This is a genomic window from Kocuria sp. CPCC 205258, assembly GCF_040981005.1.
In the GTDB taxonomy this organism is placed as follows: domain Bacteria; phylum Actinomycetota; class Actinomycetes; order Actinomycetales; family Micrococcaceae; genus Kocuria; species Kocuria rosea.
The window spans coordinates 540849-562063 of sequence record NZ_JAVKPS010000002.1 but is presented as its reverse complement, the minus strand read 5'-3'; the positions used below and the strand labels follow the sequence as shown (position 1 = coordinate 562063).

General features: G+C 71.3%; 20 protein-coding genes and 1 pseudogene. 9 read left to right on the top strand and 12 right to left on the bottom strand.

Going from position 1 to position 21215, the window contains the following annotated elements:
* From RF644_RS05890 to RF644_RS05880, 3 genes and pseudogenes are all read right to left on the bottom strand, one after another.
* A pseudogene (locus RF644_RS05890) lies at nt 1-156 on the bottom strand (5-dehydro-4-deoxyglucarate dehydratase); the annotation flags it as partial.
* 59 nt (nt 157-215) lie between these two features.
* Entirely contained in the window at nt 216-608 is a 393-nt protein-coding gene (locus RF644_RS05885; RefSeq protein ID WP_368795796.1) for a universal stress protein, read from the bottom strand.
* A gap of 43 nt (nt 609-651) precedes the next feature.
* On the bottom strand, nt 652-1641 hold the full coding sequence (locus tag RF644_RS05880; RefSeq protein ID WP_368795795.1) for a 2-hydroxyacid dehydrogenase: 990 nt from the start codon (nt 1639-1641) through the stop codon (nt 652-654).
* A gap of 285 nt (nt 1642-1926) precedes the next feature.
* Between RF644_RS05880 and RF644_RS05875 the strand changes: the two genes are divergently transcribed.
* Genes RF644_RS05875 through RF644_RS05850 form a run of 6 tightly spaced genes read left to right on the top strand, consistent with a single transcriptional unit; the run spans nt 1927 to nt 8471 of the window.
* Complete coding sequence (locus RF644_RS05875; protein WP_368795794.1) at nt 1927-3525, top strand: ABC transporter substrate-binding protein; 1599 nt, start codon at nt 1927-1929, stop codon at nt 3523-3525.
* A 59-nt stretch (nt 3526-3584) separates the two neighbouring features.
* Nucleotides 3585-4598, top strand: coding sequence for an ABC transporter permease (locus tag RF644_RS05870; protein WP_133411619.1), 1014 nt, complete (start codon nt 3585-3587; stop codon nt 4596-4598).
* Nucleotides 4599-4607: 9 nt separating this feature from the next.
* On the top strand, nt 4608-5621 hold the full coding sequence (locus RF644_RS05865; protein ID WP_368795793.1) for an ABC transporter permease: 1014 nt from the start codon (nt 4608-4610) through the stop codon (nt 5619-5621).
* Nucleotides 5618-6667 (top strand): ABC transporter ATP-binding protein, encoded by a 1050-nt coding sequence (locus tag RF644_RS05860; RefSeq protein ID WP_368795792.1) that lies wholly within the window; start codon nt 5618-5620, stop codon nt 6665-6667. Before RF644_RS05865 ends, RF644_RS05860 begins: the two co-directional genes overlap by 4 nt.
* The gene (locus tag RF644_RS05855) at nt 6664-7755 is read left to right on the top strand and encodes an ABC transporter ATP-binding protein (RefSeq protein WP_368795791.1); all 1092 of its coding nucleotides are present in this window, start codon (nt 6664-6666) and stop codon (nt 7753-7755) included. The genes RF644_RS05860 and RF644_RS05855 overlap by 4 nt, the downstream gene beginning before the upstream one ends.
* Nucleotides 7752-8471, top strand: coding sequence for a sulfite exporter TauE/SafE family protein (locus RF644_RS05850; RefSeq protein ID WP_368795790.1), 720 nt, complete (start codon nt 7752-7754; stop codon nt 8469-8471). Before RF644_RS05855 ends, RF644_RS05850 begins: the two co-directional genes overlap by 4 nt.
* On the opposite strand, the gene RF644_RS05845 is transcribed toward RF644_RS05850, so the two are convergent.
* Together RF644_RS05845 and RF644_RS05840 are read right to left on the bottom strand one after the other, a co-directional pair.
* Nucleotides 8457-9488, bottom strand: a complete 1032-nt coding sequence (locus RF644_RS05845; RefSeq protein WP_368795789.1) for a 2-hydroxyacid dehydrogenase — start codon at nt 9486-9488, stop codon at nt 8457-8459. The two genes, RF644_RS05850 and RF644_RS05845, sit on opposite strands and share 15 nt — an antisense overlap.
* Nucleotides 9482-10801: a glucarate dehydratase family protein gene (locus tag RF644_RS05840; RefSeq protein ID WP_368795788.1), complete on the bottom strand. Its 1320-nt coding sequence runs from the start codon at nt 10799-10801 to the stop codon at nt 9482-9484. Before RF644_RS05840 ends, RF644_RS05845 begins: the two co-directional genes overlap by 7 nt.
* Before the next feature lie 121 nt (nt 10802-10922).
* Between RF644_RS05840 and RF644_RS05835 the strand changes: the two genes are divergently transcribed.
* Entirely contained in the window at nt 10923-11873 is a 951-nt protein-coding gene (locus RF644_RS05835) for a LysR family transcriptional regulator (RefSeq protein ID WP_133411624.1), read from the top strand.
* Nucleotides 11874-12252: 379 nt separating this feature from the next.
* On the opposite strand, the gene RF644_RS05830 is transcribed toward RF644_RS05835, so the two are convergent.
* The 5 genes from RF644_RS05830 to RF644_RS05810 form a co-directional block, all read right to left on the bottom strand.
* Nucleotides 12253-12651: a hypothetical protein gene (locus RF644_RS05830; RefSeq protein WP_368795787.1), complete on the bottom strand. Its 399-nt coding sequence runs from the start codon at nt 12649-12651 to the stop codon at nt 12253-12255.
* 346 nt (nt 12652-12997) lie between these two features.
* Nucleotides 12998-14491, bottom strand: a complete 1494-nt coding sequence (locus tag RF644_RS05825) for a hypothetical protein (RefSeq protein WP_368795786.1) — start codon at nt 14489-14491, stop codon at nt 12998-13000.
* Between the two features lie 14 nt (nt 14492-14505).
* Nucleotides 14506-14799, bottom strand: a complete 294-nt coding sequence (locus RF644_RS05820) for a hypothetical protein (protein WP_368795785.1) — start codon at nt 14797-14799, stop codon at nt 14506-14508.
* Nucleotides 14800-14810: 11 nt separating this feature from the next.
* The gene (locus RF644_RS05815) at nt 14811-15593 is read right to left on the bottom strand and encodes an ABC transporter ATP-binding protein (protein WP_368795784.1); all 783 of its coding nucleotides are present in this window, start codon (nt 15591-15593) and stop codon (nt 14811-14813) included.
* A 27-nt stretch (nt 15594-15620) separates the two neighbouring features.
* Entirely contained in the window at nt 15621-15866 is a 246-nt protein-coding gene (locus tag RF644_RS05810; RefSeq protein WP_368795783.1) for a hypothetical protein, read from the bottom strand.
* A 321-nt stretch (nt 15867-16187) separates the two neighbouring features.
* Between RF644_RS05810 and RF644_RS05805 the strand changes: the two genes are divergently transcribed.
* Complete coding sequence (locus tag RF644_RS05805) at nt 16188-17288, top strand: alanine racemase (protein ID WP_368795782.1); 1101 nt, start codon at nt 16188-16190, stop codon at nt 17286-17288.
* A gap of 35 nt (nt 17289-17323) precedes the next feature.
* On the opposite strand, the gene RF644_RS05800 is transcribed toward RF644_RS05805, so the two are convergent.
* Both RF644_RS05800 and RF644_RS05795 read right to left on the bottom strand, forming a co-directional pair.
* Nucleotides 17324-18871, bottom strand: a complete 1548-nt coding sequence (locus RF644_RS05800; RefSeq protein ID WP_368795781.1) for a PTS ascorbate transporter subunit IIC — start codon at nt 18869-18871, stop codon at nt 17324-17326.
* 14 nt (nt 18872-18885) lie between these two features.
* Nucleotides 18886-19719, bottom strand: a complete 834-nt coding sequence (locus RF644_RS05795; protein ID WP_368795780.1) for a PTS sugar transporter subunit IIA — start codon at nt 19717-19719, stop codon at nt 18886-18888.
* A gap of 176 nt (nt 19720-19895) precedes the next feature.
* Between RF644_RS05795 and RF644_RS05790 the strand changes: the two genes are divergently transcribed.
* Nucleotides 19896-21107, top strand: a complete 1212-nt coding sequence (locus RF644_RS05790; protein WP_368795779.1) for an MFS transporter — start codon at nt 19896-19898, stop codon at nt 21105-21107.
* Nucleotides 21108-21215: the final 108 nt, after the last annotated feature.

Here is a 21215-nt window from a genome sequence, read left to right as displayed (position 1 = left end):
GAAGAGCCCGGCCACGGGGTAGGAGGCCTGCCAGGCCAGGTGCTGGCGGTAGGCGCTCTCGTCGAAGAGCAGGTCCTGGTCGAACGCGGTGACGGGGAAGGACAGCAAGCCGTCCTTGAGACGTCCGGCAAGTTCCTGGGGCGTGTACTGGCTCACGTGATGACTTCCTCTGCTCTGGCTCTTCGGGCGGTGGACGGCTTGCGAGGTGGGGGCGCTCAAGCCCGAGGGCCCACCCTGACCTTGACGGCGTGCACGGGGCATCCGGCCTCGAGCAGCACCCGCTGGGACAAAGATCCCAGGAGGAGCTTGCCGACGGGAGATCTGCGGCGGAGACCGATGACCACCATCTGGGCGCCCGGCTGGTACGACGCGTCGATGAGCGCATCGCCCAGGTCGTCGTCCTGGCCCAGCGTGCGCAGCTCCAGGGCGATCCCGGATGCTCCGGCCTCGGCACGCAGGTCCGCCAGCACGTCCGCGTGCGGGACGGTGCCGTTCTCGGCCGGGACGAAGAGGGAGACGCCGGTGCGCCGGAGGACGGCTTCGGAGATGGCGGCACGGACCGCCGCCGATCCTTCAGGGGTGTTCGAGAAACCAACGGCGATGGTCATGGTCGACTTCCTTTCCCGGCCGGGGAGGGCCGGAGCGCGGGACTCAGGAGATGGGCGTGAGGAGCGTGCCGCCGTCGAGAAAGCTGCGCAGATTGGCCAGCGTCAGCTCGGCCATGTCGCCCCTGGTCTCGACGGTTCCGCTGGCGAGGTGCGGCAGCAGGACCACGTTGTCCAGGTACCGCAGGGCGGACGGCACGCGGGGCTCGTCGGCGAAGACGTCGAGCCCCGCGCCGCCGAGCCGTTCCCCCAGGAGTGCTGCGACCAGGGCCTCCTCGTCCACGACCGAGCCGCGGGCGATGTTGATCAGGTAGCCCTCGGGTCCGAGGTTCGCCAGGACGGACGCGCCGACCAGCCCCACGGAGGCGGGGCCCCCGGCCGCGGCCACGATCAGGACGTCGACCGCCCCGGCCAGTTCCTCCGCGGACTCCTGGTAGGTGTAGGCGGTTCCCTCGAGCGGGCGGCGGTTGTGGTAGTGGATCTCGCACCCGAAGCCCTCGAGCCGGCGGGCGATGGCGCCGCCGATGCGCCCGAGCCCCAGGATGCCCACTCTTCTTCCGGAGGCCCGCACGGCCAGCGGGAAGTTGCCCTTGGTCTCCCAGTCCCCGCGCCGGACGTAGCGGTCGGCCGCGGAGATCCGCCGCAGCACGTCCAGGTAGAGGGCCAGCGCGGTGTCGGCGACGCAGTCCGTGAGCACGTCGGGGGTGTTGCTGATCGGGATCCCGCGCGTCGCGGCCTGGTCGACGTCGGTCGCGTCGTAGCCAACGCCGAAGTTGACGATCGCGTCGAGGTTGCCGAGCCGGCGCATCAGATCGGTGTCGACTCCGACCTTGCCGGAGCAGACCGCGATCCGGACCTCGTCCGCGTGCTCCGCCAGGAACACCTCGCGCTCCCCCGGGGCGTCGGGCAGGCGCGCCGCCCCGAACTCGGAGGCCAGCACGGCCTGGACCGTGGGATTGACGGGGCCCACCTGGAGGATCCCGGCGCCGGCGCTCTGGACGGTGGACTCGGCCGCAGCCGGAGCGAAGTTGGTCATGAGTGCAACGTAAGGAGCGCATCGAATGCCGTCCAACACATAGATTGCATGGATCAATGCTGTTGAGGCATTGATTTGCCGTACGCCGCGGAATGTAGCGGAAGTCACATCCGGCGACCGCATCGAACTGCTCCTCCGCGGCCGTCCGGGGCGCCGTCACGGCCGTCCGGCTCCTTGACCGCCGTGTGGGCCGGTCCCACGCTGTCCATACGCCCGGCCGCCGGACAGCCCCCACGGAGTCCGTCGAGGCCGGCAACCGCTCGATTCCCGTTCTCGGAGGACACCATGACGTTCGATCTGCCGCGCCCTGCCGCCACCACCATCGCGCCGAAGTCCGGCCGCCCCCGCCGACTGGTGTCCCTGTCGGCCGCCGCCCTCGGCACGGGGGTGCTGCTGAGCGGGTGCTCCGTCGCCAACTCCGAGAACGCCGCGGGATCCGGCGAAGCCTCGGACACCCTGCGCGTGGTCCTCCAGCAGGAGCCTCCGACGCTCGAGCCGTGCGAGGCGAACCTCACGAGCACGGGCGTGGTCGACCGTTCGACCATCACCGAGCCGCTCGTCGAGCGGAACCCGACCACGGGCGAGCTCGAGCCGAAGCTGGCCACCGAGTGGAGCTCCGAGGACGACCAGGCCTGGACCTTCACCCTCCAGGAAGGAGTCACCTTCCACGACGGGAGCGACTTCACCGCGGAGGACGCCGCGGCCACCATCGAGCGGGCCGTCAACTCCGACCTCGGCTGCAACGTCGAGGGCTACGTGTTCGGTGACGACGACCTCGACGTGGAGGTCGTGGACGACACCACCCTGACGGTCACCGCGCCGCAGGCCGATCCGATCCTGCCCCTTCGGCTGTCCTTCCTCGAGGTGGTGCCCAGCGAGACCTCCATGACCGAGAAGGTGCGCGAGCCGATCGGCACCGGCCCCTATCAGCTGGACTCGTGGCAGCCGGGCCAGAACATCACCGTCTCGGCCTACGACGGCTACTGGGGCGAGCAGCCCGCCTATCAGAACGCCCGGTACGAGTGGCGGTCCGAGAGCAGCGTGCGCGCCGCGATGATCACCTCCGGCGAGGCCGACATCGCCACCGGGCTGAGCCCCGAGGACAGCATCGGGGACCTCGGTGTCAGCTACCCCAACAACGAGACCATCGCCATCCGCATGCACGCCGACGAGGAGCCCTTCAGCGACCAGCGGATCCGCGAGGCCGTCAACTACGCCATCGACAAGGAGGGCATCGTCGCCAGCCTCTACGGCGGACGCGACCAGGTGGCCGCGCAGCTCGTGCCGAAGGGCGTCGTCGGCCACAACGAGAGCCTCGAGGCGTGGCCCTACGACCCGGAGGAGGCCAAGAGCCTCGTCGCGGAAGCCAAGGCCGACGGCGTGAACACCGACGCCCCGATCAGCCTGGTGGTGCGTTCGGCACAGTTCCCGAAGATCGAGGAGCTGGGACAGGTCCTCCAGGAGCAGCTCAGCCAGGCCGGGCTCAACGTCAACCTCAAGATGCTCGAGACCAGCCAGCACCTCACCTACCAGGTCCGCCCGTTCGCCGAGGACGAGGGCAACATCGGCCTCCTGACGCAGCACGGCAACCAGGCCGGCGACGCCGCGTTCACCGTGGACCAGTACATGCTCTCCGACGGCGCCCAGAGCTCCTTCGGCACCCCGGAGCTGGACTCCATGATCGAGGAGGCGGGTGCCGCCACGGGCGAGGACCGGCAGGCCGCCTACGAGGAGATCTTCGAGTACCAGAACGAGAACGTCACGCAGTTCGCCCACATCGCGCACCAGACCGGCATGCTCGGCAAGTCCGCGGGCGTCGAGTACGAGCCCAACTCCTCGTCCGGCGACGAGCTGCGCCTCGCCGAGATGCGGCCCGCGCAGTAGCCGGCCGGAGCGCGAGGACAGACGCCCGAGGACAGACACACGAGAACACAGGGGAAGTCATGCTGACCTATCTGCGCAAGAGGATCGTCTCCAGCGCCATCCCGCTGGCGGTCGTCATCGTCGGTGTCTTCGCGCTGGCCCGGCTCACCGGCAATCCGGCGAGCCTGTACCTGCCGCTGAACGCCACGCAGCAGATGCGTGACGACTTCGCGGCCCGCAACGGGCTGGACCAGCCGTTGCTGGTCCAGATGGCCGACTATTTCGGAGGGGTGCTGCAGCTCGACTTCGGCACCTCGCTCAGGACGGGGGAGTCCGCGGCGGCGATGGCGCTGCGGGCCTTCCCGGCCACCCTCCAGCTCGCCGCGATCACCATGGTCCTCGCCATCGTGCTCGCCGTGCTGGTGGGCAGCTGGGCCGCCCTGAAGCCCAACGGCGTCGCGGACCGGATCTCCAGCTTCATCTCCATGGCCGCAGCCTCCATCCCGGACTTCTGGCTCGCGATCGTCGGCATCTGGATCTTCGCCATCACCCTGGGGTGGGTTCCCACCTCCGGCGTGGGTGGAGCCGCCGCCTGGGTGCTGCCCATCGCCACGCTGGTCATGCGGCCGTTCGGGGCACTGGTCCAGGTGGTGCGCGGCGCCATGGTCTCCGCGCTCTCCGAGCCCTACATCAAGCTCGCCCGGAGCAAGGGCGCCTCCCAGTCCCGGGTGGTCACCCGCCACGCACTGCGCAACGCCGCGGCGCCGGCACTGACCGTGGCTGGAGACCTCACCGTGGGCCTGATCAACGGTGCGGTGGTCGTCGAGACGATCTTCGGCTGGCCCGGCATCGGCAAGCTCATGATCGACTCGATCCTGCAGCGGGACTTCGCCGTCCTGCAGGCCTGTGTGCTGCTGACCGCCATCGCGATCTTCGTCCTGAACATCGTCATCGACCTGGCCTACGCGCTGCTGGACCCCCGCGTCCGGCCGGCCTCCCCGGGGCCGAAGACCTCCAGGAAGCCCTCCGCCCCCACCGAGCCGCCGGCTCCCGCCGCCGTGGTCCCGGGCGCCCTGACCACCGCCAAGGCATAGGAGAAACCCATGAGTCAGCTCACCCAGGACGGACGGGCGGCGGACGGACCGCTGGATCCCGCGGAGATCGCGCCCCCGGAGTCCGCGCCCGCGGCGCCCCAGGACAAGGGCTCGGGGCACCCCAGCATGCTGCGCATGCTCCTGCGGGACAAGTTCGCCTGCACCGGTGCCGTCATCCTGGTCCTCGTCTTTTTGACGGCGATCTTCGGCCCGATGCTCATGGGCCCGCTGGACACCCGGCAGGACCTCATGTTCGCCAACAAGCCGCCGTTCGACCCCGCCAACGGCTGGGAGTACATCCTCGGCTCCGACTCGCTGGGGCGCTCCCTCCTGGCCCGACTCGTCGTCGCCACCCGCACGACCCTGCTCGTGTCCGTGCCGGCGGTGCTGATCGCCATGCTCATCGGCTCCCTGTGGGGCGTGTGGGCCGGCTATCACCGGGGATGGCGGGAGAACGCCTCGATGCGGGTTGCCGACGTCATCATGAGCTTCCCCTCGCTGTTGCTCGCCGTCGTCGTGCTCTACGTCTTCAGCCCGTCGATCGCGAACATCGTGCTCATCCTGGCCATCACGCGCATCCCCATCTATCTGAGAACGGCACGTGCCGAGTCCGCCGAGCTCCAGAGCCGCACGTTCGTGGACGCCGCCAGAACCTTCGGGGCCCGGCCCAACACGATCATCCGCCGGCACGTGATCCCGGTGGTCATCCCCTCCATCCTGACGCTGGCCACGCTCGAGTTCTGCTACGTCATGCTCGCCGAGTCCTCGCTGAGCTTTCTCGGCATCGGCATCCAGCCGCCCGACGTCAGCTGGGGCCTGCTCGTGGCGCAGGGGCGCCAGTACCTGCAGACGGCCTGGTGGCTGTCCATCTTCCCGGGTGTGGCGATCGTGGTCACCGCGATCTCGGCGAACATGCTGGCCGCCTGGCTGCGGATCGCCACGGATCCCTCCCAGCGCTGGCGGCTCACCCTGGCCAAGCGCAGGAAGTTCATCGTCCGGACCGATTCCCAGGAGTCCAAGTGATCACGAGCGCCCCCGTCGCCACCGCGCACCGTCCCGCCGTCGAGCACCCCGTGGTGCTCCGTGTCGACGGGCTCGACGTCGACATCCGCACCCCTGCCGGCACGGTCCGCGCCGTCAGCGACGCCGGCTTCGAGGTCCGGGCCGGCCGGACCCGCGCGCTGCTCGGGGAGTCGGGCTGCGGGAAGTCCATGACGGCCAAGGCCGTCGTCGGCCTCCTGGACCCCGTGGCCCACGTGGCCGGGGGCAGCATCCAGCTGAACGGCAAGGAACTGACGACCATGTCCCCGAAGCAGCGCCGCAAGGTCGCCGGAGCGGAGCTGGGCATCGTCTTCCAGGACGCGCTCACGGCCCTGAATCCGGTGTACCCGGTGGGGGTCCAGATCGGCGAGTCCTTCCGCATCCACCGCGGTCTCTCGGCGGCGCAGGCCCGGGAGGAGGCCATCGCGCTCATGCGCCGCGTGGGCATCCCCGAGGCCGAGCACCGGGTGGACGCCTATCCGCACCAGTTCTCCGGCGGGATGCGCCAGCGCATCCTCATCGCCGCCGCCGTGGCGCTCGGGCCGCGCGTGCTCATCGCCGACGAGCCCACGACCGCGCTGGACGTCACGGTCCAGGCCCAGATCATGGAGCTGCTGCGGCTGCTGCGCGAGGAGGAGGAGATGGCTGTCGTGCTCATCACCCACGACCTCGCCGTCGTCGCCGAGGAGGCCGACGACGTCACCGTGATGTACGCGGGCACCGTGGCCGAGAGCGGGCCCGTGGACGAGGTGTTCACCCGCCCCCGCCACCCCTACACCAAGGGTCTGCTCGAGTCGGTGCCGGTGGACGGGGAGCGCGGCGCCGCCTTGGCCTCGATCCCGGGCAGCCCGCCCGAGCTGAGGAACATCCCCCCCGGCTGCGTCTACCAGGACCGCTGTCCGCTGGTCTCCGCCCGCTGCCGCGCCGAACGCCCCGCCCTGCGCGAGGTCGCCCCGGGCCACCGGGCGGCCTGCCACTACTCCGAGCTGCTCGCCACCGACACCGTTTCCGAGGGGATCGAGTCATGACCGCACTGCTGGATCGACCGCACTCCGACCACGGCGCCGCCCTGGAGGTCCGGGACGTCACCAAGACCTTCCACGTGGCCCGGAGCGCCTCGGGCCACAACCGTCTGCGCGCCCTGGACGGGATCGACCTGACCGTCGGCCGCGGCGAGACCCTGGGGCTCGTGGGCGAGTCCGGCTGCGGGAAGTCCACGCTCGCCCGGACCCTCATGCTGCTGGAGCGCCCCGACTCCGGGACCGTGTCCTTCGAGGGACAGGACCCCTTCGCGCTGAAGGGCAAGGAGCTCCTGGCCTGGCGGCGGCGCGTGCAGATGGTCTTCCAGGACCCCTTCGCCTCGCTGAACTCCCGGATGACGGCCGCGGAGATCATCTCCGAGCCGTGGACCACCCACCGTGACCTCTACCGCTCCACCCGGGAGCGCTCCGCCCGGCTGCACGAGCTGCTCCAGCTGGTGGGTCTCCGGCCCTCCGACGCCAAGAAGTCTCCCCAGGAGTTCTCCGGGGGGCAGCGGCAGCGCATCGGCATCGCCCGGGCGCTGGCGCTGAACCCGGAACTGATCATCCTCGACGAGCCCGTCTCCGCGCTGGACCTCTCCGTCCAGGCCCAGGTGCTGAACCTGCTCAACGACCTGCAGCAGAAGCTCGGCGTCAGCTACCTCTTCATCTCCCACGACCTGTCCGTGGTCCGGCACGTGACGGACCGCGTGGCGGTGATGTACCTGGGCCGGATCGTCGAGACGGGCCGCACCGCGGACGTGTTCGAGCGCCCTCTGCACCCGTACACGGCCGCGCTGATGTCGGCCTCGCCGAAGCTGGATCCGGCGCAGCGTCCGGCGGAACGGATCGTCCTGCGCGGAGAGCTGCCCTCACCGCTGGACCCGCCCTCCGGCTGCCGCTTCCGGACCCGGTGCTGGCAGGCCCAGGACGTCTGCGCCACGGACGCACCGCCCCGGCAGGACGCCTCCTCGTCGGGCCGCACGACCCTGCCGATGCCGGGCCTGCGCGGCGACGTGGTGCACACGGCGGAGTGCTACTTCCCGATGGACGAGCCGGTCGCGGCCGGCTCCACCGCGCTGTCCGCCCGGGAATGAGTCTCGGCGTCTTCGCCGTCCTGGCGGCGACGTTCTTCGTCGCCGCCGCGCTGCAGGGGTCGATCGGGTTCGGCCTGGGGCTGGTGGCCGCCCCGGTCATCGCCCTGGTCGACCCCGCGCTGCTGCCCGCGCTCGTGATCATGCTGGCCACACTCGTGACGCTCCTGGTGGTGGTCCGCGAGCGCGCGGACCTGGACGTGCGCGGCGCCGGGTGGGCGCTGTCGGGGCGGATCCCCGGCAGCGTGCTCGGGGCCTGGCTGGTGGTCGTCATGCCGGCCACCGCCCTGGCGTGGCTCGTGGCCGGCAGCGTCCTGGTGGGCGTGGGCTCCGCGTTCCTGGGCTGGCGGCCCGGACCGCGCCGGCGGAACCTGGTGATGGCCGGAGCACTGTCCGGGGTGATGGGCACGGCGACGTCGATCGGCGGGGCGCCCATGGCGATCGTCTGGCAGGGACAGCCGCCCGCCCGGCTGCGGGGCACCATGAGCGCGTTCTTCCTCGTGGGGTCACTGGTGTCCATCGGACTGCTGACGGTGGCGGGGGCGGTCACACCGGCCGTGCTGGCCGCAGTGCTCGGGCTCAGCCCCGCGGTGGTCGCCGGCTTCGTGCTCTCCCGGTGGGTGAACCGGCTGCTGGACGCCGCCCGGCTGCGAATCCTGGCCCTGACGGCCTCGGCCGGCGGCGCGCTGCTGCTGGTGACCCGGCTACTGGTGGAGTGACCGTACGGGCGGGGTCCCGCGGCGCACCACGTTGCGGAGCTCCTCGCCGCGGGCGAGCCGGACGACGTTGTCGGCGATGTCGTCGGCGCGGCCCTCGAACGTGCTGCGGGCATGCCCGGAGTGGTGCGGTGTGAGCAGCACGTTGTCCAGCTCCGCGAACGGCAGGTCGGCCGGTGGGGTGCGGCCCGGGGCAGGGACGCCCCACCAGACGTCGATGGCGGCGCCGGCGATGTCCCCCTGGACCAGCGCCCGGTATAGGGCGTCCTCGTCCACCACCGGACCGCGGGCGACGTTGACGAGCACCGCCGTCGGGCGCATCGCGGCGAGCTCCGCCGCACCGATCATGCCCTCGGTGGCGGCCGTGAGCGGGACGGTGACGACGACGACGTCGGACTCCGCCAGCAGCCGGGGCAGGTCGGCCGGTCCGCCGACCCAGCGCGGGTGCACGCCGTCGGGCACCGGGGCGTCCGGGCGGTGCCGGACCGCGACCGTGGACATGCCGACGGCCTCGGCCAGGCGGACGGTCTCGAGACCGATGCTGCCGAGTCCGAGGACGCCGAGGGTCATCGTGTCCAGCGTCGGGTGCAGCGGGACGCCCGGGTCTGTCGCGATGGTGCGCCAAGTGCCCGCCCGCAGCTCGCGGTCGGAAGGGAGCAGCCGCCGCGAGAGCGCCAGCACGGACATGAGCACGTGCTCGGCGATGGGGCGGGCGTGGTGGAAGGTGTTGGCCACCGACGCCTGCGCGGGCAGGGCCTGGACGGCGACGCGGTCCAGGCCGGCGCCGGTCACCTGCACCAGGCGGACCGCCAGCGCGGACGCCGCCTCCGCGGCCTCGAGACGGGAGCACACGAGGACATCGGCGCCGGCGACGGCCGCGGCCCTGTCGGCGGCGGAGGCGTCGGCCAGGAACCGCCACCGGTGCTCCGGGGCCGCCGCGGTGAGACGCTCCGCGAAGCGGCTGATGATCGGGTCCGTGACAACGACGTCCAGCACCTCGGGGGCCGGCGCGGTCACCACCGGGGGCTCGCGAGTTCGTAGCCGGGCTGGACGCGGCGCATGTAGCCGGTGTCGTCGCGCTCGCGGAGACCGCAGTCGAGGTACTGGCGGTGCAGGCGCTCGAGGCCGTCCGGGTCGATCTCGACACCGAGTCCCGGTCCCGCCGGCACGGCAACCGCGCCGTGGGCGACGGACAGCACGCCCGGCTGGACGACGTCCTCGTCGGGGTCCTTCCACGGCCAGTGCGTGTCGCACGCGTAGTCCAGGTTCGGGGTGGCGGCGGCGAGGTGGACCATGGCCGCGAGGCTGATCCCCAGGTGGGAGTTCGAGTGCATCGACAGGCCCAGCCCGAAGGTCTCGGTGATCCCGGCGAGAGTCTGCGAACGGCGCAGACCGCCCCAGAAGTGGTGGTCGGAGAGCACGACGTCCACGGCACCGGCGGCGAGGGCGGGCGGCAGGTCCGCGAAGCTCACCACGCACATGTTGGTGGCCAGCGGCAGGTTCACCCGGTTCCGGACGGCGGCCATGCCCTGGATGCCGGGCGTCGGGTCCTCGAGGTACTCGAGGACCCCCTCCAGCCGGCGCCCGATGCGCACCGAGGTCTCGACCGTCCACGCCCCGTTGGGATCGATGCGCAGGGGCAGTGCGGGGAACTCCGCGCGCAGCGCCTCGACGGCCTCCGCCTCGGCGTCGGGCTCAACGACCCCGCCCTTGAGCTTGAGGGCCGTGAATCCGTAGTCGTCCACCATCCGGCGGGCCTGCGCCACGATGCCGTCCGGGTCGAGCGCCTCCCCCCAGGAGTCCTTGGCTCCGTCCGGGTGCCCGGCCCACTTGTAGAAGAGGTAGCCGCTGAACGGCACGGCGTCCCGGACCCGTCCGCCGAGGAGCTCGCTGACGGGCACCCCCAGGATCCGGCCCTGGATGTCCAGTGCCGCGACGTCGAAGGGCGAGAGCACACGGTCGGCGGTGGAGGAGCCCGTGACCATCCCGCTCATGCCGTGGCCGCCCGCGACGGTGTCCGCGGCGAGAGCACGGGTCACCCGGGCCCGCAGGTCGTTGGTGTTGAAGGGGTCCGCGCCCACGACGGCCTCGGCCGCCAGGCGCAGGCGCTGCAGGTGACCCGCGTCCCCGTAGGTCTCGCCCAGCCCCGTGACGCCGGCGTCGGTGGACACCTGCAGGACCGCCCGCAGCGCGAACGGTTCGTGCACGCCCACGGTGTTCAGCAGGGGCGGGTCGGTGAACGCCACGGGCGTCACGGTCACGCCCGTGATGACCGTCTGCCGGGAGTGGAGGGAGGGCTCCGCGACGTCGCGGTCTGCGTGGATGAAGGGCATCTCGGGTGGTCCTCTCCTGGGACGGCCGTGGAGACGGGCCGTCGGTCCTCTCCACGCTAGAGAGGCCCGACCATGCCTGTCCAAGCTAAAATAGGCACTCAATCATTCAAGGAGTGGATTGATGTATTCCCTGATCCAGCTCGAGTCCTTCGTGGCCGTGGCGGAGGAGCTCCACTTCGGCGCCGCGGCGGCGCGGTTGAACATGACGCAGCCTCCGCTGAGCCGGCAGATCCAGCTGCTGGAGCGTGAGCTCGACGCCCAGCTCTTCAAGCGCAGCAGCCGGAAGGTCCAGCTCACGGAGGCCGGTCAGACGCTGCTGCCGAGCGCCCGGCAGATCCTGGACCTGTGCGCCAAGACCGAGCTGGACGTCCGGCGGGTGGCCACGGGCGACGCCGGCTCCATCGTGATCGGCTACACCGCCATCGCCGGTCAGTCCAGCCTGCCGGGCATCCTGCGGCTCGCGCGGCAGCACATGGAGGGCGTGCACCTGGTGCTGCGGGAGGCCGTCTCCGTGGACCAGATGGACGCCCTCTCACGGGGCACCATCGACATCGGCCTCCTGCGGCCGATCGTCAACCGCTCCGGAGTGGTGACCCGGCCCCACATGGAGGACCGGCTCGTGGCCGCACTGCCCGACGGGCACCTCCTCGCCACCGGTCACGGGGTGCGGATGCGTCAGCTCGACGGCCTGCCCCTCATGATGTACTCGACCTCCGAGGCCCGGTACTTCCACGACCTGGTCATGCGGCTGTACGAGAGCGCCGGAGCACATCCTGTGGTCACCCAGCTCGCCAGCCAGGTCCCCGCCCTGCTCGCGTTCGTGGCGGCCGGCCTGGGCGTGAGCCTGGTGCCCGCCTCGGCCATGGACTTCTCTCCCCCGGGGGTGGTCTTCGAGGAGCTGGCCGGTCCTGCCGGCCTGGCGGACCTGAACCGGGCCGATCTGCACGTGGCCTGGAACGAGACGAGCAACAACCGCGCGGTGGCCCGTCTGCTGAGCCTCATCCTGGAGGACGACGAGGCGGTCCGGGCCCTGGTCGATGACGACGGCCCCGGCGACGCACCGACCCCCTGACCGACGATCCACCGATCCAGGCTCCGGCAAGGAGCCCCACGCACCGCATCCCCGAAGCACCGGGCGGACCGCCGTGATCGCGGCGGCCGTCGCCCTCGTCATCGTGTCCACTCTTCTGCTGCTGGGGCCGAGCCTCGGGTGGCCGCTCGCCTGAGCCCCGGGCCGGTGGCATCCCCGCGCGTCGAGGGCTGCCTCCAGCTCGTTCACCTCCCGGCCCTGGGTCCACGCCGGGAACGCCCGGGTCGGGGTGGTTGCGGATCACCGAGGTCTGCAGCTCCCTCCACGGATCTGTGCCCCGGCGGCTGGCCGTGCGCACACTGCTGTTGACACTGCGCGAGCCGACCGGAGGTACTGCCGGCCCAGCACGACCGGCGTCCGGTCACGGGACGGTCGGCCGACCGACAGCGGCCCGCAACATCGCGCCGTCACCGTCCCTCCGCAAAAGCAGGGAGACATGGCCGAAGGCGATGGCCGCTGCGGCCCAGAACTGGACGGGCGCCCCGAAGGGCGGGGCAGCGAGCAGGGCCGGCAGCAGGAACGGTGCGGCCGGGCCCGCCAGGGTGACTGCGATGTCCCGGCCGGTCGGGAGGGTTCCGCGGATCAGCCGGAACCTGCCCGTCCGGGCGGTGAAGATCCCGGGAGCACGGGGTGCCACGACCCGGAAAACGACGACGTGGCCAAGTTCGTGCAGGACCAACGACAGCAGGAAGAGCAGGACGGCACCGGCGATCGTCGCGAGCACAGCCTGACCCGCCGCGTGCAGGACCAGCCACGCCACGACGACCGCTGTGAACGGCCACCCCATGACCTTCAGCATGGCGTGGGAAGCACCGGCCAGTGCCGCCGCCCGCCCCGGGGGCAGCACCACGGCAACGGTGGTCGGGAGGGCAGGAGCACGTGACCAGCGAACCAGGACGTCTCCGAGAGATCGGGCGGGCTCCCGGTGGACGCAGGCGAGACCGAGGTCTGCAGCGCGGGCCGCTCGTGACTGCTCCTCCGGGGTGCTCCCCGCGTCCAGTGCTGCAGATGGAGCCGGTGTCGAGAGTCCCAGCGGCGGATAAGCCCACAGCGGGGCGGTGTCCGCGAGTCCGCGGGCGGGCCGCACCCGGAGAGCCGCGGCGTGGTCAGGCATCCTCGGAGACCCGCTCGGCGAGGCCGGCCAGGAAGATCCCCAGCACGGCCGCCACCAGCACTGTGGCGGTGATCTCCCCGAGGACGGCGATCCCGCCGAACGCCCACCCGAACTTCGGGGCCGCCCAGGACGCCGCCGTGGACGACAGCAAGTACAGCAGGAAGACGGTGAACCCGGTCGCACTGCTGCCCAGTGGCTGCTCCCTGCTGAACGGGACCAGGACGCCGCCGATCATGGCTGCCAGCCACAGCAGAGCAGCGCTGCCGATCAGCGTGGGCCACTGCGAGACCAGGAGAAGTCCCGCGGCGAGAAGCGTGCCCACGAACACGCCGGACACGACCAGTGCGACCACCGCAGCGGCGCAGAACTTGGGCATCGCCCAAGCGGCCGGCCGAGCGGTCAGGTGGCGGAGCACCCAGTGCGCGGCGGCAGTCACACCGTAGGACTGCATGCCCAGGGCCAAGGGGGCCACGGCGAGACCGGGCGCCACCAGGGGCGCGATGAAGCCGAACTCCGCGTGACGGGACAGCAGCAGCACTCCCCCCAGCGACAGCGTGAGCAGGAGAAGGAGGACGACGAACTGGTGGGTGCGGATCAGCTGCAGCGCATCGACGTACGTGGCGGCGAGAAACCGCCTGGACGGCAGGGATGTGTTCGCCAGCACGCGCAGCGCAACATCCTCCTGGTTGTCGATGTCCGTCCGGGACACCACGAGCATCAGGAGGAAGGGCACCAGCACCCAGAGGACGCCGATCAGCAGGTCCGGCCAGGAGAGGACTCCTCCGGTCCACAGCGGGGCGAGGGCACGACTCCAGACGCGGTGCGGCGCGAAATCCCGCACGCCGGTGGCATGGTCCTCCAGACTGCTGGGCACCGGCAGCACATCCGTGCCGACCAGCAGCACGCCGAGCCCGAAACAGGACGCCCCCGAAAAGGTCAGCGCGTAGTACCGCGGGAGTCGGAGCCACCGCCGGAACAGGTATCCCAACCCCTGGAACACGGCCAGGAGGATCACCTGGGAGCAGAACATGAACAGCAGCAGGAATACGGTGCCCACGGCGGCAGTGACAGCCCTGCCGTCGGCGGCGCGCCACAGCTCCGCGATCGAAGGCATGACCAGGCTCAGGGCCAGCAGGTAGGACAGCACCAGGACCGGTGCCTGCAGACCCGCAAAAGCCGCCGGCCGTGAGACCGGGAGCATCTCCAGCACAGTGGCGAGCGCATGGCGCTGCGGGGCGAGCATGGCGAAGAGCGCCGTCAGGAGGCTCACCGTCAAGAACGCCCCGCCCATGATGAACGAGAGCTTCCCCGCTGTCAGCCCCTGTTCCTGCGCGGGACCGGAACCTCCTGACAGCACTGTGAGCAGCACTCCGAAGGCGAAGGCGGTGACAGTCGCCGCCACGGCCAGCGTCTTGACCGTCGCCACGGTCAGACGCAATTGAGCAGCCGTCTCCCGGGCCCAGGCGACGAAAGCCGTCCGAGCCACGGTGACGGCATCCATCAGTGCGAGCCCTCGGCCCCGTGAGTGTCCTGACGCCGCCGGACGGCGAGCAGGGCGCTCAGGAGCGCGCAACCGACCACCACCACGAGCAGACCCACCCCGTTCGGCTGGAACTCCACGGCGAAGGCCCCGTTCTCGGTGCCTGCCCACGCGGAGAACATGCCAGGCACGGACGCATGGCTCCCGGTGGTGAGGGCGACGGCGGCGGTGGCCACACAGAGGAGGAAGGCCACAGCGACGCCCCCGGCCACGCCGGTCAGCGCCGCGCCCATGAAACTGGAAGTCTTCTTCATCACGGTTCTCCCTAGTTGTTCGTGGCCCCGAGGGCCGCATGCAGTTGTTGCCGACGCTGGGCCTGCAGCTGATCGAGATGGGTGGCATGGAGGAAGACGTCCTCCAGTGTCGAGAGGCCGCCGAAGGACTCGCGCAGGGAGTGCGGGCTGCCCAAGGCGGCCTGTTCCCCCTGGTGGAGGATCAGCACCCTGTCACAGTCCTGCTCCGCCCGCAGCATGTCGTGAGTGGCGATCAGCACGGCGCCTCCCGCGGCGGCGAAAACGGTCAGCAGCTCCCGCAGCACGGCAGCGGCCTCCGGGTCGAGACCACGGAACGGCTCGTCCAGCACCAGGAGCCGGGGAGAGTGCATCACGGCCACGATCAGCTGCAGCTTGCGCTTCATGCCGTGTGAGTAGTCGCTGATCGAGCGGCCCAGAGCCTTGGTCAGTCCGAGCACGTCGCCCAGCTCCGCCGCCGTGCGCTGATCGTCACGGCGGCGGAGCCGGTGGTGGAGCTGCAGGTACTCCGACCCCGTCAGCGACGTGGGCAGTGGCAGGTCATCGGGCGCGAAGCCGATCCAGCGCCGAGACTCCTTGTCCTGGATGTCGGCACCGTTGATCGTCACGAGGCCCCGGCTTGCGGCCAGCAGCCCCGTGAGGATGTGGAGAGTGGTGGACTTGCCCGATCCGTTGGGACCGAGGAGTCCGAAGACCTCTCCCGGAGACAGGGCGAACGAAAGCTCTCGAACGGCGCGGAAGGCTCCGTAGTCCTTGCCGACTTCTTCGACCTCACAGACGTACCGCTTGGGTGTCAATGTCCTGCCCGCCTGCCGCTAGTGGGCTTATCTCTTGCAGTAGAGCTTCCACGTGCCACCGGAGCTCCAGGATGGCATGTCCATGGCCGGCCACATGCCTCTCCGCTGGCAGTAGATGAACCAGGCGGTGATCAGACCCAGTGCGATGACCACCGCGATGGGGATGACGATCAGCGCCCAGACGACGTCGTTCTGACGCCGGTCGATCACGTCTTCGGCACGGTGCCGCAACAGGGTGGGGGCAGTGAGCAGTAGGACCGAGAGCTGGTTCATGGTGACCTCCGAATGCCACATGAGTCGAGGGGAAAGGTGTGGGGGACACCTCGCACACAACGTAGCCTTCACCAACGGGAACAACTCTAGGTCAATGTGAATCGATTTTTGTTACGTCAGTCGAAGAATTTTCATCCCAGTCACACCGAAGATGAAGTCGAGCATTCCAGCCACCGCGTGGCTGCTGAAGGCCTCCATCGCCGTGCCCCGAGCAGGATGTCCCCCAGTCAGGGGACATGTCGTGGTCCGTGCGGGGCGCGGCGGACCGACGGTTCTACGCTGGACGGAGTTCAGCAGATCGTTCCCGGCACGAGGAGCCCCATGCACCGCATCCCCGAAGAGGTCGACACCCCGGACGTCCTGATCGACCGGGACGTGCTCGAGCGCAACATCGCGCGGATGGCCGCGGCCGTGCGCGAGCGGGGCCTGCTGCTGCGCCCGCACGCCAAGACGCACAAGGTCCCGGAGATCGCGGCGCTGCAGCTCGCCGCCGGCGCGGCCGGGCTGACCGTGGCCACGCTCGGGGAGGCCGAGGTCTTCGCCGCGCACGGGGCAGAGGACCTCTTCATCGCGTACCCGCTGTGGGTCGGCCCGCGCCAGGCGGAGCGCCTGCGCCGGCTGAGCGCCGCGGCCCGGATCAGCGTGGGGGTGGACTCCGCCGAGGCCGCCGCCGTCATGGGCGAGCGGCTGGGGGACGCGGCGGGGGACGTCGCCGTGGTCGTGGAGATCGACAGCGGCCACCACCGCAGCGGGGTCCGCCCGGAGGACGCCGCGGACGTCGCCCGGGCCGCGGCCCGGGCCGGGCTGCGCGTGGAGGGCGTCTTCACCTTCCCGGGCCACAGCTACGCCCCGGGCATGCCGGTCGAGGCGGCCGCGCAGGAGCAGCAGGCCCTGGACCGGGCGGCCGGGCAGCTGGCGGCCGCGGGCTTCGAGGTGCGGCGCCGCAGCGGTGGCTCCACGCCCAGTGCGCTGCTGACCGACAGCGCCACGGCCACGGAGGTGCGGCCGGGGGTCTACGTCTTCGGCGACGCCCAGCAGCTGGAGCTCGGCCGGTGCGTCCTCGAGGACATCGCCCTCACCGTGGCCGCGACCGTGGTCAGCCGGCACGAGGGCGGCCACGGGGTGCCGCGGCGGACCGTTCTGGACGCCGGCAGCAAGGTCCTCGGCAGCGACCGGCCCGCCTGGGCCACCGGCTGCGGGCGACTGATGGACCACCCGGACGCCCGGATCACGGCCCTGTCCGAGCACCACGCCACCGTCGTCTGGCCCGAGGACGCGCCGCTGCCCGCCCTCGGCGAGCGCCTGCGCGTCATCCCCAACCACGTGTGCCTGACCATGAACCTCGTCGACGACGTGGCCGTGGTGCGCGACGGCGCCCTGCTGGAGCGCTGGACCGTGGCCGCGCGGGGCCGCAACTCCTGACCCCGCGGCGCGCCGGGCGAGCTAGGCCCGGCGGCTCAGCTCGGGGGCGGCGGCGGAGCGGGCGCGCCCTTCGGCGGCGCGATCTTGGGAAACGAGCGGGCAGCCCCCGGGGCCGCCGTGTCCTCGGTCTCCGGGGCGCCCGCGGTCCCGGGCCAGGCACGGCCGGCGGCCGGGTCCCAGCGGGTGTCGACCACCTTGCGCTGCACCACGATCGCCAGCACCAGCACCCCGAGCCCGATCAGGGAGATGACCACGATGCCGCCGACTGACCCGATCTTGGCGGCGGAGCCCACGGCGATCCCGAACCAGCCGAAGTCGGCGTCGCCGAAGGTGGTGTTCTCCTCCCCGAAGGCGCCCAGGACCGAGAGCAGGAACGCGGGCAGGAACGTGATGATCAGGCCGTTGACGAAGCCGCCGGCGAGGGCCCCGCGACGCCCTCCGGTCGCGTTGCCGTAGACGCCGGCCGCGCCGCCGGTGAAGAAGTGGGGCACCAGCCCCGGCAGGATCAGGGCGAGGCCGATGGCGGGGTTGAGCCAGACGGAGAGGACGAGCAGCCCGATCAGGCCTCCCACGAAGCTGGAGATGAAGCCCAGCAGCACGGCGTTCTGCGCGTAGGGGAAGACGATCGGGGCGTCGAGGGCCGGGATGGCGCCGGGGACGACCTTGGCGGCGATGCCCTGGAAGGCCGGGACGAGCTCGCCCAGGATGGTGCGCACGCCGAAGAGGATGACCGCCACGGCCACGCCGAACTGCAGGCCCTGGGTGATCGACATCATGATGTAGTTGCCGATCCCGGTGGCGCCGCCCTCGAACGCGGTGAAGGCCTCCTCGGTCCCGGCCCGGGCGAGGAAGAGCACGGCGAGGACCACGTACATCAAGGCCATGGACAGGGCGGTGGCCACCATGGAGTCGCGGAGGAAGCGCAGTCCCTCCGGCAGCTTCGTGTCCTCGGTGGACCGGCTCTTCTTCCCCACGACCTGGCCCACGGCGCCGGCGGCGATGTAGCCGGCGGTGCCGAAGTGGCCGATGGCGACGCTGTCGTCGCCGGTGATCCTGCGGGTCCACGGGTGGGCGAGCGCCGGGAGGGAGACCATGAGGATGCCGAGGAGCACGGCGCCGAGCACCACGGTCACCCAGCTGCCGTACCCGGCGGTGGCGAGGATGATGGTCAGCATCGTGGCCATGAACAGCACGTGGTGGCCGGTGAGGAAGACGTAGCGCAGCGGGGTGAAGCGGGCGAGCAGCAGGCTCACGGCGAAGCCGAGGATCATCAGCCACGCGACCTGGGCCCCGTACTCGGCCTGGGCGATCCCGGCGATGGCCTCGTTGGTGGGGATCACGCCCTGAGCGCCGGTGGCGCCCAGAATCATGGCGCCCAGGGGTTCCAGGGAGGCGACGACGAGGGTGGCCCCGGCGCCGATCAGCAGGAAGCCGAGGGTGGCCTTGATGGCGCCGCCGATGATCTGGCCGGTGCTCTTGCGCAGGGCGGCCAGGCCCACGGCGGTGATGATGCCGATGAGGAACGCCGGGACGGCGAGGATCTCGCTGACCAGGAACTCGGGGATGCTGACGAGCCAGTTCACGGGAACACCTGCTTCTAGACGTCGTAGAGCTCACGCAGGGCGGCGTCGAGCTCGGTGGTGCTGGTGAAGTTCTCGATCACCTTCACGGGGACGCCGACGTCCCCGAGGGTGCGGGCGATCTCCCCGGAGGTGAGGATCAGGTCGGCCTCCTTGGCCTTGCCGCGGGCCGAGATGGTGTCGGTCGCCTCGACCGTGAGGTACTTGCCCCACCCCCAGTGGTCGAGCACCTGCTCCAGGGTGTTCTTGAGGAACAGGCTGGTGCCAAGCCCGTTGCCGCAGACGGTGAGGATCTTGTTCCGGCTGTCCGCGGTCGCCTCCGCCGCTGTCGTCGCCGCCGGCTCCGCGGCAGGCGCCTCGTCCGTCGTCGACGGTCTCCCGGACGGCGCCGGGGCCTCCTCCGTCAGCACGGCGAGCACCTCCTCCGGGGTCCTCGCCTCGTCCAGGGCGGTCCGGGTCCTCGGCGAGCCCAGCAGCGTGGCCAGTGTCCGCATGGCCTGGAGGTGCTCCTTCTGGTCCTTCGCGGAGAGGGCGACGACGAGGGTCACGGGGTCGTTCGCCGCGTGCCCGAACTCCACCGGCCGGGCCAACCGCACCCAGGACATCGCGGTGCGGTGGACCGCCTCCGAGGGCCGGGCGTGGGCGAAGGCGAAGCCCGGCGCCACCACGATGTACGGGCCGTTCTCCTCGACGCTGGTGATCATGGCCTGCGTGTACTCGGCACTGATGGCACCCTGGCGCTCGAGGAGCCCACCGGCCAGCGCGATGGCGGCCCGCCAGTCCTCCGCCGGTTCGTCCAGGCAGATCGATCCGAGGTCCAGCAGCCGGCTGAGGTGAGACATACCTGACATGGTATCCCATTCCCGTGCGCTTATGTGATCCACATCACATTCATTTTGGCCGATGCGTGCGGGAACAGGGGAACCCGTCCCGAGGCCGGGCCCGGATCTGGCAGGCTGGCAGGAGCACCTGCCCCGCCGGCAGGAGATCACTGCACCAGATCACCGCACTGTCGGGGAGGACCGAGATGAGCCAGCGCTCCGTGCCCGCGCACGCCCTGCCGTGGGTCGTCGTCGGCATCGTGCTCGTCGCACTGAGCCTGCGCGGGCCGATCATCGCCCCGACGCCGGTGATCACCCAGCTCCAGTCCGACCTCGGGCTCTCGGCGGCGACCGCGGGCCTGCTCACCGGCCTGCCGGTGCTGCTGTTCGCCCTGGCCACCCCGCTGGCCTCGAAGCTCATCGGGCGCTTCGGCCCGGAGGCCGCGGTCCTGGTGTGCCTGAGCGGCGTGCTGGCCGGGACCGTGATCCGCTCGGCCGGTCCCGCCCCGGTGGTCCTGGCCGGCACCGTGGTCATCGGCGCCGCGATCGCCGTCGGCAACATCGTGGTCCCGGTGATCATCCGCCGCGACGTCCCCTGGCGCCGGATCCCCACGGTCACCGCCGCCTACACCGCCGCCCTCAACCTCGGGTCGATGATCACCGCCCTGGGCACCGCCCCGCTCGCCGCAGTGGTCGGCTGGCGCTGGGCGCTCGTCTCCTGGGGCGTGCTGACGCTGGCGGCCCTGGTGTTCTGGCTGGTCGTGGCGCGCCGCCGGGCCGGCACGCCGCGCGCCACCCCCGCCCCGGCCGAACCCGACACGGCCACCGGGGCGCTGCGCCAGGCCCGGGGCACCACGCAGATCCGCCGCATCGGCTGGTGGCTGACCCTCGCCTTCTGCGGGCAGGCCATCTCCTACTACTCCGTCACCGCGTGGCTGCCCACCCTGCTGGCCGACACCCGCGGGCTGAGCCTGGCGGCCTCCGGGGCCGGGGCCTCCCTGTTCCAGGTCGCCGCCATCGCCGGGGCCCTCGGGGTGCCCCTCCTGGCCGCCCGCGCCCCGTCGTGGGTGCCGGTGACCGTCATCGGGGCGCTGTGGATCACCCTCCCGGTCGGGCTGCTGATCGCCCCCGAGGGCTACCTCGTGTGGTCCGCCGTCGGCGGCGTCGCCCAGGGCGGGGGCTTCACCACGATCTTCTCGATCGTCGCGCGCATCGTGCGCACCGACGCCGAGGCCGCGGCGACCTCCGCCCGCATCCAGGGCAGCGGCTACCTGGCCGCGACGGTCGGCCCGCCGCTGATCGGGGCGCTGAACTCCGGCACCGGGGGGTGGACCGTCCCGCTGCTGGTGGTCCTGGCCGCGACCGTCGTGTTCCTGGTCGGAGGGCTCCTGGCGGTCGCGGAGACCCGCCGCCGATAGGGGCACTCCCCTACGAGCAGCTCGCCGCCGGGCACGCAGCCCCGACGGCCGAAATCGGCATCGAATTAGAGCAGAGAAGTGTCAGCTAATCCGCGGACGGACTGCTAC